Annotated in this window: 14 protein-coding genes; 7 read left to right on the forward strand and 7 right to left on the reverse strand. The window is 66.3% G+C overall.

Annotation, left to right across the window (positions count from 1 at the left end):
• Positions 1–410 precede the first annotated feature (410 nt).
• From HV770_RS02415 to HV770_RS02430, 4 genes are all read right to left on the reverse strand, one after another.
• Positions 411–2,012, reverse strand: a complete 1,602-nt coding sequence (locus HV770_RS02415; protein ID WP_175157903.1) for a rhodanese-related sulfurtransferase — start codon at positions 2,010–2,012, stop codon at positions 411–413.
• Positions 2,009–2,668 (reverse strand): cysteine dioxygenase family protein, encoded by a 660-nt coding sequence (locus tag HV770_RS02420; protein ID WP_175157904.1) that lies wholly within the window; start codon positions 2,666–2,668, stop codon positions 2,009–2,011. Before HV770_RS02420 ends, HV770_RS02415 begins: the two co-directional genes overlap by 4 nt.
• A gap of 216 nt (positions 2,669–2,884) precedes the next feature.
• Positions 2,885–3,721 carry a class II aldolase/adducin family protein gene (locus HV770_RS02425; RefSeq protein WP_175157905.1) on the reverse strand — a complete coding sequence of 279 codons (837 nt, stop codon included), beginning with the start codon at positions 3,719–3,721 and terminating at the stop codon, positions 2,885–2,887.
• A gap of 12 nt (positions 3,722–3,733) precedes the next feature.
• Positions 3,734–4,813, reverse strand: coding sequence for an LLM class flavin-dependent oxidoreductase (locus tag HV770_RS02430; protein WP_175157906.1), 1,080 nt, complete (start codon positions 4,811–4,813; stop codon positions 3,734–3,736).
• Positions 4,814–5,090: 277 nt separating this feature from the next.
• Here HV770_RS02430 and HV770_RS02435 point away from each other — a divergent pair, with 277 nt between their 5' ends.
• Positions 5,091–6,086: an LLM class flavin-dependent oxidoreductase gene (locus HV770_RS02435; RefSeq protein WP_175157907.1), complete on the forward strand. Its 996-nt coding sequence runs from the start codon at positions 5,091–5,093 to the stop codon at positions 6,084–6,086.
• Between the two features lie 104 nt (positions 6,087–6,190).
• Here HV770_RS02435 and HV770_RS02440 read toward each other — a convergent pair whose 3' ends face one another.
• Positions 6,191–7,312: an alpha/beta fold hydrolase gene (locus HV770_RS02440; RefSeq protein ID WP_175157908.1), complete on the reverse strand. Its 1,122-nt coding sequence runs from the start codon at positions 7,310–7,312 to the stop codon at positions 6,191–6,193.
• Between the two features lie 469 nt (positions 7,313–7,781).
• Here HV770_RS02440 and glgC point away from each other — a divergent pair, with 469 nt between their 5' ends.
• The 6 genes from glgC (at position 7,782) to HV770_RS02465 (ending at position 14,091) form a co-directional block, all read left to right on the forward strand.
• Positions 7,782–9,050, forward strand: coding sequence for a glucose-1-phosphate adenylyltransferase (gene glgC / locus HV770_RS02445; RefSeq protein ID WP_175157909.1), 1,269 nt, complete (start codon positions 7,782–7,784; stop codon positions 9,048–9,050).
• Between the two features lie 104 nt (positions 9,051–9,154).
• Positions 9,155–10,615: a glycogen synthase GlgA gene (gene glgA / locus HV770_RS02450; RefSeq protein ID WP_175157910.1), complete on the forward strand. Its 1,461-nt coding sequence runs from the start codon at positions 9,155–9,157 to the stop codon at positions 10,613–10,615.
• Positions 10,616–10,961: 346 nt separating this feature from the next.
• A complete protein-coding gene (pdxY, locus tag HV770_RS02455; RefSeq protein WP_175157911.1) occupies positions 10,962–11,828 on the forward strand; it encodes a pyridoxal kinase PdxY in 867 nt (288 codons plus the stop codon).
• Positions 11,829–12,005: 177 nt separating this feature from the next.
• Positions 12,006–12,467 (forward strand): hypothetical protein, encoded by a 462-nt coding sequence (locus HV770_RS02460; protein WP_121318864.1) that lies wholly within the window; start codon positions 12,006–12,008, stop codon positions 12,465–12,467.
• 63 nt (positions 12,468–12,530) lie between these two features.
• Positions 12,531–12,839: a hypothetical protein gene (locus HV770_RS38145; RefSeq protein WP_217468565.1), complete on the forward strand. Its 309-nt coding sequence runs from the start codon at positions 12,531–12,533 to the stop codon at positions 12,837–12,839.
• A gap of 100 nt (positions 12,840–12,939) precedes the next feature.
• Positions 12,940–14,091 carry a branched-chain amino acid ABC transporter substrate-binding protein gene (locus tag HV770_RS02465; protein WP_175157912.1) on the forward strand — a complete coding sequence of 384 codons (1,152 nt, stop codon included), beginning with the start codon at positions 12,940–12,942 and terminating at the stop codon, positions 14,089–14,091.
• 73 nt (positions 14,092–14,164) lie between these two features.
• On the opposite strand, the gene HV770_RS02470 is transcribed toward HV770_RS02465, so the two are convergent.
• Complete coding sequence (locus tag HV770_RS02470) at positions 14,165–16,108, reverse strand: DUF3857 domain-containing transglutaminase family protein (RefSeq protein ID WP_175157913.1); 1,944 nt, start codon at positions 16,106–16,108, stop codon at positions 14,165–14,167.
• Positions 16,105–17,028, reverse strand: a complete 924-nt coding sequence (locus tag HV770_RS02475; protein WP_175157914.1) for a helix-turn-helix transcriptional regulator — start codon at positions 17,026–17,028, stop codon at positions 16,105–16,107. Before HV770_RS02475 ends, HV770_RS02470 begins: the two co-directional genes overlap by 4 nt.
• Positions 17,029–17,124 lie beyond the last annotated feature (96 nt).

The following is a 17,124-nucleotide window of genomic DNA, read 5'->3' on the forward strand; positions in this document are numbered from 1 at the left end:
AATAGGCGAACGATATTGAGCGCGATGCGGGCGTGCGCAGCGCGGCGGGTATTTTCGAACGCATTCTTTTTGCGCTCTCGTGCCCAGCACCGCACATCATGAGGATCGACGAAATCGACGCCTACCTCGCTGTCATTCGCTGCCAGTCGCTGCAATAGGCCGAGTTGCCACTGCAACTGGTAACGGGCGGCAACGGGCTCGGCCTCGTGCCGCTACCGCCGCCGCACGCGCGCACGCCGACGCGCTCGATATCGTCACGCTCAGCGACTTCAAGCCGCTGAGCGACATCTGGCTCGTGCAGCCGCGCGTACCCGACAAGCTGCAACAGCCGGTTGAACCATTCGGCGCGGTCATCGAGCGAGCGTTCAAGGAGACGCGCAAGCAGCGGTCGAAGTCAACTCAAATCAAAGTCAAAGCACGCGAAACCCATGCGTGCCATCGCGCCCCAACTGCGCGACGAGCCCATACTCCCACTCCAGATATGCGTTCATCGCTTCGTGGGCGTTATCGGTGCCTTCATACGGACGCCGGTAACGATCGATGCGCGGCGACACCATGCGCGTCTCGCCGCTCTCGAGCGGAAAGCCCGCTTCGATCCACGCCGCCGTGCCGCCGCTGAGCACTTGCACCGGGCGGCCCGTCAGCGCCGCCAGTTCGGGCGCGGCAAAGCGTGCAAGCTGGCTGCTGCCGCAGGTCACGACATAGCGTTGCGCATCCGGCAATTTGCGCACGGCCGCATCGAGCAGGCTGCGAATCGCGAAGCACGCGCCGGGAATGTGGCGCTTCACATAGTTCGCGCTCGTCGTGAAATCGAGTACGACCGTGCCCGGCGACTGCAGCAGCGTGCGCAGCTCGGCCGGCGTGATTTCATCGGCCTCGGGCGGCGCGGGCGCAAGACGCGCGGGCGGCGCCGCGCCCTTCTCGGCGAAGTCGGCAGCGCTCAGACCGTCGACCACGTACACCTCGACGTTCATCTGCGCGAGCCATGACGCGCTCATATTCGCACGCACGCCGTCGTTGTCCGCGAGAATCACGCGCGCGCCGCGCACCGGCGTGAACATGTCGGTTTCCTGCACCAGCTGGCCGCCCGGCGCGCTGCGAAAACCGGGCACGTGGCCCGCTTCGTATTCCTCCGGCGTGCGCACGTCGAAGCGGTACACGCTGCGCACCGCCTCGTCGGCCCAGCGGCGCGCTTCGTCGCGCGATGTGCGGCCCACCTTCGCGCGATCCGCGACCGCGCGCGCGGCGTCGGCGGCGGCCAGACGCAGCGCGTCGTCGACGACCGGCTCGAAGCGCTGCGAACTGCCGTGCGCGAGCGCCTGCCCCGCCAGCGTCCAGCCAATCGTGCCGTTGCGCAGCGCCGCGACCGGATTCGGCACGCCCGCATTGATTAGCGACTGCGCGCCGATGATGCTGCGCGTGCGCCCCGCGCAATTGACGATGATCCGCGTGGCCGGGTTCGGTGCGAGTTGCCGCGCGCGCAGCACCAGTTCGGCGCCCGGCACGCTGATGCTGCCAGGGATGTTCATGGTCTGGTATTCGTCGAAGCGGCGCGCGTCGAGCACCACCACGTCGGCTTCGCTATCGAGCAGCGCCTGCACCTGCGGCGCCGACAGCGACGGCGTGTGGCGCACGCTTTCCACCAGTTCGCCGAACGCCTTGCTCGGCACGTTGACATCCTGAAACAGTTCGCCGCCGGCTTCGCGCCAGCCCTGCAGACCGCCTTCGAGCAAGGCGACGTCGGTATAGCCGAGTTCGCCCAGACGCCGCGCGGCCCGTTCGGCAAGGCCTTCGCCGGCGTCGAACACGACAATCGGCACCGCCACGCGTGGCAGGCGCACGGGCGCGTCCAGTTCGAGCCGCGAGAGCGGCAGGTTGGCGGCAAACAACGGATGACTGCGCGCGTGCGGGTCTTCCTCACGCACGTCGACAAGTGCAATTTCTTCACGGGCGATAAGCGCGCCGCGCACGTCTTCAAATGATCGGGTACGGAATTCGTTGATGACACTCATGGGGTAAGAGACTCCTTCGAGACATTCCAGATATTCGGCAACACGTCGTTCGAGTAACCTGAGATGAAAGTCTTACGGCCCGCGTCGCCGGTATACACCGAGCGCGTCACCGCGCCAATATTTCCACCGTACACGTGAATGCTGATCGACGCACGGTCGTCAAAAGCATTGCTCACGCGATGGATGTCGCCGATACGCGGCGACACCGCGTCCACGGCCCCCTGTTCGAGGCGCTGCGGTGCACCGTGTTCGATGAGCGCACCGCCCTCGCGGATACGGTAAGTTTGAGCAATTTCCGCGCCCCGCAACACGCCGATCAAACCCCAGACGGTGTGGTCGTGCACGGGCGTCGCCTGGCCGGGTCCCCACACAAAACTGACGATTGAGAAACGCTGCCGCGAGTCCGCGTGCAACAGGAATTGCTGATACCGCTCGGGATGGGGCTGCGCGAACGCATCGGGCAGCCAGTCGTCGTGGGCGATCAGTTCGCGCAATGCGGCGGCGCCGGCTTCGAGCAGACGCGCTTCCTTGCGGGTTTCGTTTTGTAGTGCGTCGAGAGATTCATGGGTCGCGTCGTCATGCGCGGCCTCGTCGACAAGCGAAGCAATCCGGCCGACGAACACGCGCAGCCGGTCCGGCCTCAGCATCTGGGTCATGGGTGGGTTTGAAAAAGGGATCGGTCTGCGTCAGGCGCTCATGCGGTCCGCGCGAGCGCCGCGACGCGACGCAGATGTCAGTCCATCGCGGCACGCCGTTCGCACAGCGCGGCGTGCGCGAAGCGCGCGGCGCCCACCGATCCGCTGGCGATCCGTTTGCGATCCGCCTGCCATCTGCGCCGCGAACCGCAGGCGTGCGGCGTCATTGAGATGCGCTCAAGTGAGCACGTCGGGCTCCGCTTCCACGAGCCCTTCCAGCAAGCTCTGGAATGCAAACAGCGCACCGCCCGGACGGCCCACCTGCTCGTGCGTGAGCGCGGCGACGTCGTGCGCAATCGCTTGTGGGCTACCGGCGGCTTGCGCGAGCAGTTGCGCATGGCACGCGTTATCGAGCGCGATATACCACCAGGCCGCCGCTTCGACGCTTGGGCCCGCCGTGAGGATGCCGTGATTCTTCAGGATCACCGCCTTGCGCTCGCCGAGCGCGGTCGCGATCCGCGCCCCCTCCTCCGTGTCGAGCACGACGCCGCGAAAATCGTCGAACAGCGCATGGTCCTGATAGAACGCGCACGCATCCTGAGTCAGCGGATCGAGCGTGCGGCCGAGCGTCGACCACGCCTTGCCGTACAGCGAATGCGTGTGAGCCGCCGCAATCACGTCGGGGCGCGCTTCGTGGATCGCCGCGTGAATCGCGAAGGCCGCCTGATTCAACGGCCCTTCGCCGACCACGATCTCGCCCTCGGCATTCACCAGCAACAGGTCGGACACGCGGATACGGCTGAAATGCTTGCCGAACGGATTGACCCAGAAGTGATCGGGCCACTCGGGGTCGCGCGCGGTGATATGACCCGCGAGCCCCTGATCGAAGCCATGGCGCGCAAACAGACGAAACGCGACGGCCAGCCGTTCCTGCCGATGCCGGCGTTCGGCCGCGATGCTCTCGCGCGGCGGCACATCGTCGAACCAGAACTTGCGCAGCGGCGCGTGACGCGCGAGCGTCGGCGGCTCGGCTGCGTGCGGGGAGTCGGATGCGGCGAGAGAAAGTTCGGTCACGCGCGTCTCCGTTCAGGCCGCCACGCGCTCGACGCGCGCGATGCGGTCACGGGTCGCGGGAATCAATTCACGGCCGTACTCGATCGCGTCTTCGAGCGGATCGAAGCCGCGTACGAGGAACGTCGACACGCCGAGCGCGTGATACTCGGCCAGCGTATCGGCGACCTGTTCTGCCGTGCCGACCAGCGCGGTCGAATTCGAACGTCCGCCGATTTCGCGCGCAATGCCGGTCCACAAGCGCTCGTCGGCGCGATCCGACTCGCCCGATGCCGCGAGCAGCCGCCGCGCGCCTTCGCTTTGCGCCGGACCGCCGACGCCGAGCCCCTGCGCCGCGCGCAGCCGCCGTGTTTCGGCGAGGATGTGCTCCGCGCGCTCCCACGCGGCGGCTTCGGTGGCCGCGAGAATCGGCCGGAACGACACCGAGAAGCGCACGCTGCGGCCGTGCTTCGCGGCCTGCTCCCGCACGCGGGCCACCTGCTCCCGCACCTGGGCTTTCGACTCCCCCCACAGTGCATAGACGTCCGCGTGACGGCCGGCGATTTCGAGCGCAGGCGACGACGCGCCGCCAAAGTACACCGGAATATGCGGCTGTTGCACGGGCTTCACTTCGGAGAAGCCCTGTTCGAAGCGATAGTACTTGCCCGCATGATCGAAGGGCTTCGTCTCGGTCCAGATGCGGCGCAGGATATGCAGGTATTCGTCGGTGCGTGCGTAGCGTTCGTCGTGCGACAGGTAATCGCCATCGCGGCGCTGTTCGGCATCGTCGCCGCCGGAGATGATGTGCACCGCGAGGCGTCCGCCCGAGTAGTGATCGAGCGTCGCCAGCTGACGCGCGGCGAGCGTCGGCGCGACAAAACCCGGCCGGTGCGCGAGCATGAAGTGCACGCGGCTTGTCACGTTCGCCGCATGAGCGACGGTGAGTAGCGCGTCGGGGCTGGTCGAATGATGCGGCACGAGAATGCGGTCGAAGCCCGCGGCTTCATGTGCGCGGGCGAATTGCTCAACGTAGCCGACGTCGACCGTGGGGCCTTGCGGCGCGTGGGTTTCGGACACCTTGCGGGTCTGGATCATACCGATGAATTCGATGGACACGTCAGTGTCTCCCTGAATGGTTGCGCAGCGGGGCGGTAGCGTGTTGCGCCGGCTGCATGACGCTGTTCGAGGGGCCTAAGGTAGCAGCGCGACATGCGCTTGTTAAATATTGATCGGCCATATCTATATCGGCTTTGCATGTAACGTTTGAGCGGGCCGGCCGGGCCCAAACCCCCTTCGACGAACGTGGACATCCGCGCACCGTCAGCAGAAAAACGCAACCTTTGCCACAATGCCCCATCGCGCGAGAGCGCCGGAAACAGCAAACGAACAGACAATGATCCCCTTCTCGGTCCTCGACCTTTCGCCGGTCACCGCGGGCGCCACACCGGCGGACGCGTTCAGAAATACGCTCGATCTCGCGCAGCATGCGGAAAAGTGGCACTACCGCCGCTTCTGGCTCGCGGAACATCACAACATGACAGGGATTGCCAGCGCGGCGACGTCGGTGGTGATCGGTTATGTGGCGGGCGGCACGAAGACGATCCGCGTCGGCTCCGGCGGCGTCATGCTGCCGAACCATGCGCCGCTCGTCATCGCCGAGCAGTTCGGCACGCTCGCGTCGCTCTACCCGGGTCGGATCGATCTCGGTCTCGGCCGCGCGCCGGGCACCGATCAAAGCACCGCCCGCGCGCTGCGTCGCGATCTGCAGAACAGCGCCGATTCTTTCCCCGACGACGTCGTCGAGTTGCAACGCTATTTCGCCGATCCGGTGCCCGGCCAGCGCATTCGCGCGGTGCCGGGCGCGGGGCTGCACGTGCCGCTGTGGCTGCTCGGCTCGTCCTTGTTCAGCGCGCAGCTCGCCGCGGCGCTTGGCCTGCCGTTCGCGTTCGCGTCGCACTTCGCGCCCGATTACATGCTCACCGCGCTGCAGGTCTATCGCTCGCAGTTCCGGCCGTCGGCAACGCTCGACAAACCGCATGCGATGGTCGGCGTCAACCTGTTCGCTGCCGACACCAACGAGGAAGCGCAGCGTCTGTTCACCTCGCTGCAACAGCAGTTCATCAATCTGCGGCGAGGCACGCCCGGCCAGTTGCAGCCGCCGGTCGAGCGGATCGAGGCGTCGGAGATGGAATTGAACGGCGTCGCGCACTCGCTCGCGTGCACCGTGCTCGGCGATCGCGACGCGGTGCGCGCAGGCCTGTTGTCGATCATCGATCAGACGGGCGCCGACGAATTGATGCTCACCGCGCAGATCTACGATCACGCAGCGCGGCTGCGGTCGTTCGAGATCGGCGCGCAAGTGCGCGACGAGTTGAGTGCCGGGAAGTAATCGCGCCGGCGTATGAACAAGGGCGGCACAGTGACCGCCCTTGTTTTTTGCTTCAGGCAACCGGTCAGTCAGGTGCTGACCGGGTTGCCCACTGAAGTGCGCATTCAGCGATTGGCCGGCACCGCCGCCATCCCGTCCAGCAGTGCTTGATGAAACGCCTGCGGATCCTGCATCTGCGGCGCGTGCCCCAACTCCGCGAACTCGACCAGCGTCGCATGCGGGATCACCTTCGCCGCCGCCTTGCCCAGTTCCGGGTAATGGCCGAGCTGCGCACGCACCGCGGGCGGCGCCGCATCCTTGCCGATCGCGGTGGTGTCCTTCTGCCCGATCAGCAACAGCGTCGGCATGCTCAACTGCCCCAATTCATACACGACCGGCTGCGTGTAAATCATGTCGTACAGCAACGCGGAATTCCACGCGACGATCTGCTTGCCCGGCCCGCGGTACATCCCCGCCAGCATCTGCACCCAGGGTTCGTAGTTCGTACGCCACTGGCCCGCGTAATAGGTGGCCTGCTCGTAGCGGCGGATGCCGTCGGCGCTCGTCTTCAGTTCGCGCTCATACCACTCGTCCACCGACAGCGACGGCACGCCTTTCGCCTTCCAGTCTTCGAGACCGATCGGGTTCACCAGCACCAGTTGCTGCGTTTCGCGCGGATACATCAGCGCATAGCGGATCGCCAGCATGCCGCCGGTCGAATGACCGATCATCGTCACGTCGCTCACGCCCAGCGATTCCAGCAGCGCATGCGTGTTGCGCGCGAGCTGCTGAAAGCTGTACTGATAGTGCTCGGGCTTGCTCGATTTGCAGAAGCCGATCTGGTCCGGCGCGATCACGCGATAGCCGGCATCGCTCAGCCGATGAATGGTCGCGTCCCACGTCGCTGCGCAGAAGTTCTTGCCATGCAGCAACACCGCCGTGCGGCCGTTCGGCTTGGCGGGTTCGACGTCCATGTAGGCCATCTGCAGCGGCACGCCTTGCGACGTGAACTCGAAGCGCTCGACCGGCGCGGGATACGTGAAGCCCTGCAACTCTGGCCCGTACGCCGGACCGCCGCTATCGGCAAGGGGCACGGCGGCGGCGCTCGCGGCTGCCGGGCTGGCCTCGCTCGCCGCCGCAGCGGCGGCGTTCTGCGACGTGGCGGCTGAAGCAGAGGAAACGGCGGATGCAGCAGCCCATGCGCAGACGCTCAACAGGGCAAGCAGTGAATGGCGGCGAAAACTCATCGGATTTTCTTGCAAAAAAGACGCAGCACGGAACCGGCAAGGACCGAACGGCGGATCGCCGCCCTTCGATCTCCGGCGTGAGACGGCACGATTCTACGACGCGCCGCCGGACTGTGCCGTCAATCGCGCAGGCCGCCCGCGGTCGGCCGCTTTGGCATGCATATTGCGGCAGCTCACTTCACGCGCTATGTGCAGTGCCGCACGGATGGGCGCCGTGCAAGAGTCGATCGTTCGCCAGATGGACGCGCGCGCGGCCTGCGGGCAATTTGCACTCTCGCGCAGGACCAATCGGTGCTAGAACTGACTGACGGGCCCAGCGTCGACGGAGCGCCTGGCAGCCCGAATCATCAGCGCGGAGCATCGGCGCGAAGCAAGTGACTACACCATCCGGGCATATAACTCAGCAACTATCTTGCAGGCGACCGGCGTCAGTGCTTTGCACTCACCGCGGTCGACAAAGGAGACAGACATGGACACGCCGGCGCGGCTCACCGACATTCAGCGCACCACCCTCGCCATCGTCCTCGCGGGCGGACGGGGCACGCGGCTCGGGCCGCTCACCAGCAAGCGCGTCAAGCCGGCGGTGCACTTCGGCGGCAAATACCGGATCATCGACTTCGCGCTGTCCAACTGTCTGAACTCGGGCATCCGCCGCATCGCGGTCGTCACGCAGTACAAGGCGCATTCGCTCTTGCGGCACATGCAGCGCGGCTGGAGTTTCCTGCGCGGCGAATTCGGCGAGTTCATCGACCTGTGGCCCGCGCAGCAACGCGTGGAAGGCGCGCACTGGTATCGCGGCACCGCCGACGCGGTGTTCCAGAACCTCGACATCATCCGTTCGATCCGGCCGAAATACGTGGTGGTGCTCGCGGGCGACCACATCTACAAGATGGACTACACGCGCATGATCGCCGACCACGCGGAAAGCGGCGCGGACTGCACGGTCGGCTGCATCGAGGTGCCGCGCATGGACGCGGTCGCGTTCGGTGTGATGGCGGTGGATGAAAACCGGCGCGTGACCGGCTTCGTCGAAAAGCCCGCCGACCCGCCCGCGATCCCTGGCCGCCCGGATACGGCGCTCGCCAGCATGGGCATCTACGTGTTCAGCGTCGACTACCTGTACACGCTGCTCGAAGAGAACATCTCCAGCATCGATACCGATCACGACTTCGGCAAGGACATCCTGCCGCGCGTCGTCACGCAAGGCACGGCGATCGCGCATCCGTTCAGCATGTCGTGCGTATCGTCGGACCCGAACGTGGAGCCGTACTGGCGCGACGTCGGCACGATCGACGCGTACTGGGCCGCCAACCTCGACCTCGCCTCGACGATCCCGACACTCGACCTGTATGACCGCAACTGGCCGATCTGGACGTATCAGGAACAGTTGCCGCCCGCGAAGTTCGTACGCGACATGAAGGGGCTGCAAGGCTCGGGCAACAATCTGCTCGTGTGCGGCGGCTGTGTGATCTCGGGCTCGCAGATTTCGCGCTCGGTACTGTCGTCTAACGTGAAGGTGAGTTCGTTCTGTAATATCAATGAGGCAGTCTTGTTGCCACAGGTCACGGTTGGCGCGAGCTGCCGGCTGCAGAAGGTGGTGATAGACCGCGGCTGCGCGATACCGGAAGGCACGGTGATCGGCGAAGATCCGGTGGCCGACGCCGAGCGCTTCTATCGCACCGACGATGGCGTCGTGCTGGTCACGCCCGAAGCGCTGCACCAGAAGCAGACGGCGTAGTGACGCGCACGGCGCGCGGCCATGCGCCGACCGTCGCCAGCCTGGCCTTGCTTCTCGCGGCATGACCTGGCGCACAACCCTCACTCAGGAACGAGACCCGGCCTATGACGATTCGCGCCCTGCACGTCGCAAGCGAGCTGTATCCCCTCCTCAAAACGGGCGGTCTCGCCGACGTCGCGGGCGCGCTACCGCCCGCGCTGATCGAGCGCGGCGCCGACGTGCGGGTGCTGCTGCCCGGCTTTCCGACGGTGCTCGCGGGTCTCGCCGACCTGCATCCGATCGCGCAGCTGGGGCGCCGTTTCGATACGCCGGGCGTGACGCTCGAACGGGGTACGCTGCCGTCGAACGGCCTCGTCGTCTACGTGATTCGCGCCGATACGCTCTACGACCGGTCCGGCAACCCGTACCTGGACGACGAACACGTGCCCTACGGCGACAACGCGCAGCGTTTCGCGCTGCTCGGCTGGGTCGCCGCGCAACTGGCGCAGCAGCTGGACCCGGCGTGGTCGCCGCAGATCGTCCACGCGCACGACTGGCATGCCGGGGTCGCGCCCGCCTATCTGAAAGCCGCCGAGCGCCAGCATGGCCGCGCGCTCGCGCGCAGCGTGTTCACGGTGCACAACCTCGCGTATCAGGGGGTTTTCCCGGCGCATCAGTTCGGCCAGCTCGCGCTGCCGGACGATTTTTTCAACATGTACGGCGTCGAGTTCTACGGGCAGTTGTCGTTTCTGAAGGCGGGGCTCTTCTACAGCGACCGCATCACGACCGTCAGCCCGACCTATGCGCGCGAAATCCAGACGCTCGCCCAGGGCGGCGGGCTCGACGCATTGCTGCGCCATCGCTCGCACGATCTGAGCGGCATTCTCAATGGCGTGGACTACGCAGTCTGGAACCCCGCCGACGATGCGCTGCTCGACACCCACTACAGCGCCACGCGCCTCGCCGGCAAACTCGCGTGCAAGGAGGCCTTGCAAAAGCGCTTCGGCCTCGCGCAGAAAAGCGATGCGCTGCTGTTCGGCGTGGTGAGCCGTCTGACCGAACAGAAGGGCCTCGATCTGCTGCTCGGCGCGGTGCCCGAGATCGTCAAGCGCGGTGGGCAGCTGGTGGTGTTCGGCACCGGCGACCCGGCGCTGGAGAACGGCCTGAAGCGGGTCGCGCAGGCGCATCCGGAGTCGGTCGCCGTGGAACTCGGTTTTGACGAAGCGCTCGCGCATACGATCGTCGCGGGCAGCGACGTGATCGCCGTGCCGTCGCGTTTCGAGCCGTGCGGGCTCACGCAGCTCTATGCGCTCGCGTATGGCTCGCTGCCGCTCGTGCATTGCGTCGGCGGCCTCGCGGATACGGTGGCGGACGCGTCGCTCGAAAATCTCGCCGACGATCTCGCCACCGGCTTCGTGTTCGAACGCTTCGAGCCGAAGGGGCTCGCCGCCGCGATTCGCCGCGCGTTCGCGCTGTACGGCCGACGCACCGAATGGAAGGCGGCGCAGCGGCGCGCGATGCGGCAGGACTTCGGCTGGGGGGCGTCGGCCGAGCGGTATCTGGCGCTGTATCGGGAACTGGTTTGATCTGCCTTGATCTGGCGAGGGGTCGGGGCAGCGGCTGACAGATGCCGAGCGTTTGCCCCGTTTATTCAACTTGCCCCGCACTGCCGCATCCCCGTTCGCCCCTCCCCACGCGTCCCAAGCCGTTGCCCCGCCATTCTGATGGTTCGACGCAACAACACGGGGACGGATCGACTCGCGCGCGGCAAACTCATGTATTGTTTCCTGACAGTGCAGACTGCGCATTTTTCTTGCACCATCTAAAGCAGTCCTGCCGCACGCGGCGACCGGCCAACCTCGGTCACGCCGGTGCGGCGCATCGTTCCAGAGACCCTCGAAACGCGCAACACCGCTTGCGCGCGGCCATATCATGACGAAAAACGTTCTGAGCATCCAGTCACATGTCGTCTTCGGGCACACCGGCAACAGCGCGGCCGTGTTTCCGATGCGCCGGCTCGGCGTCAATGTCTGGCCGCTGAACACCGTGCAGTTCTCGAACCACACGCAGTACGGCCATTGGACCGGCAGCGCGATCGGTGCACCGCAGATGGAAGATCTGGTGGAAGGCATCGGCGCAATCGGCATGCTGCCGCGCTGCGACGCCGTGCTTTCCGGGTATCTCGGCACGCCCGAGCAGGCGCAGTCGGTGCTGGAGATCGTCAAGGCCGTGAAGGCCGCCAATCCGCGCGCATGGTTCTTCTGCGACCCGGTCATGGGCGCAGCGAGCGGCTGCAAGGTCGAGCCGGGCATCCAGGAATTCCTGGTGCGCACCATGCCGGAAGCGGCCGACGCCATGGCACCGAACCACAGCGAACTACAGCGGCTCGTGGGCCGCGAGATCGAGACGCTCGAAGAAGCCGTGGCCGCTTGCCGCGAAGTCATCGCGCGTGGGCCGAAGCTCATGCTGGTCAAGCATCTGCTCGACCGCAACAGTCCCGCCGACCGCTTCAACATGCTGGTCGTCACCGAGCGCGAGGCGTGGATGGGGCAACGCCCGCTCTATCCGTTCGCGCGGCAACCGGTGGGGGTCGGCGATTTGACGAGCGCGGTGTTCGTCGCGCGTACGCTGCTCGGCGATTCGATTCGCGCGGCCTTCGAGCACACGCTGGCCGCCGTGAACGCAGTGGTCAAGACGACGTGGCAGGCCGGACGTTACGAGCTGGAACTGGTCGCCGCGCAGAACGACATCGCGCAGCCGCGCGAGTGGTTCGATGCGTGGGTGGCGGAGACGGCTTAGGGGTCTGCTTAGGAGGTGTGCTTAGGGATGTCCCTCAGGGCCGCACGTGGAGGCGCACCGCACGCCGCCGGGCGCGTCTGTCAGCCAGCCGTCCTATAATGCGTGCCGCGTGGACGAGGCATCCTCCCGTTCACATGGCATTTCACACGCATCCGGCATTCAGCAGACGAGGCATCGATGGACGGTTATATCCGCAGCGAGCGGGAAGAATTTTTTGAGCAGTTGTGCATGAGCGTCGACGCCGACGAAGCGCACGAGCAGGAAGCGATCGAGTACTTCGAGAACCAGTTCGATCAGGCCGATTTCGATCCGGCGCAGTGGCTCGACATCGCACTTTACTACTCGCCGGCCGTCGCGCGCGGCATCGTCGACATGGTCACGCCCGACGACAAGGCGCGCAGCAACATCGCCGAAATAATCGCCGACAACCTCGACATCTCGTACGGCGAGGACGAGTGCGAGCAGTTTGCGCAAACCATCGAGTTCGCGCTGAACAACGGCGTGCCGGTGGACCTCGACCTCGTGCTCGACGGCTGCCAGCGCGCGATCGACGATCTCGACACCTGGGCCGACGAAGAAACCAGGGCGCCGCTGCTGCGTCTGCGTGAAGAGTTGCTGCGCCAGCAAGGCGAGCGTTAAGCGTTGATCCGGCCTCGCGCCGACGCTGGCGGGTTCGCCCGTCACGCAGCGCCATGCAGCGCCATGCAGCGCCACGCGGCGCCACGCATCATTGCCGTCCCTCATCACGAAGCCACCATCGAGCAGCAACGCCGGCGCGCTCGCGCCGGTTTCTTAAGCATATGCCGCAATCCGCACCTCACAAGCCGGCGCGCACGGCTTGCCGCCAGCGCGCCGCGCGGCCTGTGCCGAAATGCTCATCCAAAACGCCTCGAACTGCCAAGACGGCGGCAAATTGGCTTTCTATATTCGCGCCAGATTGACCACGCATCAACACGGCTGAGCGCCACTGAGCGTATTCCAGCATTGTTTATGGCGTTCGATCATTCGTAGTCTGTCGATACGCGCGACGCCAGGCTTGAACTCGCGTGTCGATCCAGCGTTACTTGCCTTGCCGCTTTCATAACCTGAACCGTCGCCGGAAGGAGAGACCATGAGTCTTCGCAACACGCTGAAACCGCTTGCCCTGTTCGCGGGCGCCCTCTTCGCAGTCGCGCCGCTGAGCAGCTTCGCCGACGACCTGCCGGTGAAGATCGGCTTCGCCGCGCCGCTGACCGGCGCCAACGCCGGCTACGGCAAGGATCTGGAAAACGGCGTCCGGCTCGCGATCGAGGAAGCCAATGCGCAGAAGCTCAAGATCGGCGACAAGGTGGCGCAATTCCAGCTCATCTCGCAGGACGACCAGGCCGACCCGCGCATCGGCGTGCAGGCCGCGCAGAAGCTCGTGGATTCGGGCGTGTCGGTGGTGGTGGGCCACTTCAATTCGGGCACGACGATTCCCGCCTCGCAGGTGTACGAACAGGCCGGCATTCCCGTGATCGACCCCGCCGCCACCAATCCGATCATCACCGGGCGCGGCTTTGCGAACACCTTCATGGTGATTTCCACCGACGGTCAGAACGCCGGGAATGCGGGCGCATACGCGGTGGATGTGACCAAGGCCAAACGCATCGCGATCATCGACGACCGGACCGCGTTCGGCCAGGGCGAAGCCGACGAGTTCGAGAAGGCGGTGAAGGCGCACGGCGGCACGATCGTCGCACGCGAGTACACCGACAATCACGCGGTGGACTTCAGCACGCAGATCACCAAGATCAAGGGGACGAATGCGGACCTGGTGTTCTTCGGCGGACTGGACAACCAGGCGGCCGGTTTCGCGCGGCGCATGAAGCAACTGGGCCTGAACGCGCAACTGGTGGGCGGCGGCGGCGTGATGGACCCGGACTTCATCAAGCTCGCGGGCGATTCGGCGGACGGCGTGATGGCCTGGGAATACGGCCGCCCGCTTGCGCAGCTGCCCGGCGGCAAGGATTTCTCTGCGAAGTTCAAGAAGCGCTTCGGCGAAGACATCCTGTCCTATGCGCCGTTCGGCTATGACGGCGCGTGGGCCGCGATCAAGGCGATGCAGCAGGCCAAATCGAGTTCGCCAGCGGATTATCGTCCCGTGCTGAAGGCGATCGATTTCGAAGGCGTGACCGGCAAGATTTCGTTCGATAGCACCGGCGCGCTGAAGAGCGGCGCGTCCACGCTGTATCAGGTCAAGAACGGCGGCTGGGTGCCGATCGTGACGAAGAGCGGGACCTGAGCGGGTCACCCGTAACATCGAGCGCAGCACGGTCAAGCGTGTGCGGCCCTTGGCCTCCGAACGGCCAGGGCCGCTACTGCGGATTCTTCACCTTCACCACCAGTTCGGCATCGAGATCGCGCTCGATCCGCACGAGGTCGTCTTTCATCGCCGCGAATTCGTCGGCGGAACACATCTGATGGCCGTACGCGGCGCGCAGATGCCGGCTGACCTGCAACGTCCGCGTCGCGGGATCGAATACGTAGCGCGATGAAAACGTGAGAAAGCGGTCCTGCACTGCCGTATCGGCGGGTAGATCCGTTACGTGCACGAAGCGCGGCAGCGTCATCTCCAGCGTCTCGTCGAACTCTCCACCGATGCACGCCCACGGCTGGGTCCGCGCCGGCTCCGCGAGCCAGCTCTGCACCTGCGAGCCCATCCCGCCGGCCAGACTCGTCAGCGCAGGCAGCGCCGTCGTGCCGTCCTGCCACACGAAATGCGCGACAGTCCCCTGCATCGCCGTGGCGAACGGCCCATCGGTCGCGGCCACGTCGTCCGTGCGCAACTGCGCCGTGCCATGCAAGCCCGTCTGCAACAGACGGTTCGCCGCGATCTGCTGCGTGCGCTGCCACGTCGCGCGCCGGAACGTATTGCGCTCGACTTCCGCGGTGAAGCCTGTGTCCTCGACACGGTACGCGTAATCCGCCGTACCGCTTTCGTCGACATCGATCTGCAGGCGCGCGCTGCGCCCGCGCACTTGTGTGGCCGGCGTGCGTGACAACACGCCTTCACCGACCAGCAGCACGGGCCGGTCCATCACGCCCGACGGCAGATAGCCGAAGGCCGTGCCGCCCGCCGTCGTATCGGCGAACAGCGACAGCTCAGGAATCCAGATGATCGCGTGATTGATCGCGCTCACGCCGTAGCCGGGCACGTCCGGCAAGCTGTAGTACGGCCCGAGGTTGAGCAGCACCGCCTCGCTGCGAATGCCCACCGCGGCCAGCAGCGCGCCGTACAACGCGACGTGATCCTTGCAGTCGCCATAGCGGTTGCGCAGGATGTCGCTCGCCTTGTGCGGGACTGCCGCCGTCTCACCGAGAAACAACGCGACGTAGCGGATGTTCAGACGCATCCAGTCGTACAGCGCCTGCGCCTTCGCGCGCGGATCGGCGGCGTTGGCGGTCAGGCTCTGCGCGAGCCGCACGATGGCGGGATCGTCGATGGTCGCATCGGTGGCGGGTCCGCGATAACGCGCGGCGAAGCTCGCGAAGTCCGGCACCGTCGACACCATCAGCCGGTCGCCCCAGTTCGCGTAGCCGACGGCGCCCGCTTCGAGCCGCGCATACGGGCCGTGCCGGTAATCGAACTCATAGCGCGTGCGGCCGTTGGCCGTCACCGGCGGCACGGCCGTATAGCCGCGCGCGTCGGCGTGGAGCGGCACGTCGGCGGGCAGATCGAAGATCAGCCGTTGCAGTTCGACCGGCTCGCGCGTCGGTTCGACGAGGTACGCGAAGGTGCCCGCCTGCAACGGCTTCGCGCGCGTCTTGCGAAACGCCAGATGCACGCGCGCGCCGGGTTCGACGCCGGGGAAGATCACCGTGCGCAGCACGCCGTCCTCGAAACTCGGTGCGCCGGCCGAGCGCGGCTCCTGCACGTCGCGGATCGCCTCGGGACCGACCGGATGCGCGACGCCGTTGCGGTCGATGGTTTGCGCCACCAGCAGTTGCACCTGTTCGATGTCCTTGTTGAACCACACATAGCGTTGCGCGATGTCGTCGACACCGCTCGTGGTGTTGGCGCGCAGGATGGTGTCATCGTGTTCTTCGATCGAACCGTCTTTCTGGATCGTGAACACGTGGACGTCGCTTTCCATCGTGGAGGGCGCGCGTTCCTCGAAGGCGGCGGTCGATGGGTTGTCGTCGGCGTGAGCGGGCGCAGAAAACGTGAAGGCGGCAAACCAGACAAGGCCGGTGAAGGCGACAGACGCACCCGGCGTCGAAGCAGCAGCCTGCCCCGGCAGCGCGACCTGGCCCGTCATGAACGGTGCGCCCTGCCCCGCGCGCGCCACGCACTCGGACTCGCGGCGAACTCCGCGCGAAACGCGTGATTGAAATTCGACAGGTCGTTGAAGCCGCAATCGAGTGCGATGTCGACGACCTTCGCGCCGCCGTCCTGAAGACGCAGCGCCGCCGCTCGCAAACGCGCCCGCAACAGGTATCGATGCGGCGTCACGCCGCTCACGCGCCTGAACGTGCGCAGGAAGTGGAACTCGCTCAGGCCCGCGGCGTGGGCGAGGCTCGTGAGCGTGTGCGGTGCACCTGGGGTGTCGTCGATCAGGCGCACGATCTGCGCGACGCGCGACTTCGCCATGCTGCTGGCCGTGCCCTTCGCGCACGCTTCGGCGCGCGTCACGGCGCCGGCCGCTTGCAGCGTCGCGGCCGCGAGCTCGATGGCCAGCTCGGCCCAGAGGCCTTCGTTGGCGTCGTCCGAGTCCACGCGAGCGCCGCCGCAAGCCCGCGCGAGCAGCGGCGAGAACGCACGCTGCGAGGGAATGCGCGCACGCCTGAAATTCAACTGGCCGCTCGCGACGCCCGCATCGGCGGCGAGCCGCTCGAAGTACGCGGGCGCATAGTGGAACGCGATGCAGCGGTCGCCGGCCCCATGCCGATGCCCGCACTCGAAGCATTCGCCCGTGTTGCCGAGCAGCAGTGCGCCGGGCGTGAGCAATTCGCGGCCCGGCGCGGCGCGGTAGTCGAACGAGCCGGCCACCACCATCGCGATGCACACGCCGGCGTGCCGCTCCTCGAAGGGCCTGTCGCGCGGGCCGTACGTGCACAGCAGGTCCACGGCCTCCCAGCCCGCGCCCCGGGCGAGCGCACGCGCGGCCATGGCGCCGCGTACGCCGTCCCGCTCGCGCTGAGCCAACGCCTGCTGCAACGTGACGGCAATTTTCCCCAAGATGCACCCCGGCAGAGTCCGTATCGTGGTTTTAGCACATCGGCGGGCGGCGCGGTTCGGCCCGCCCGCCGATGTCCATCCGACTCTCGGCCCATG

Source organism: Paraburkholderia fynbosensis (assembly GCF_902859935.1).
GTDB lineage: Bacteria > Pseudomonadota > Gammaproteobacteria > Burkholderiales > Burkholderiaceae > Paraburkholderia > Paraburkholderia fynbosensis.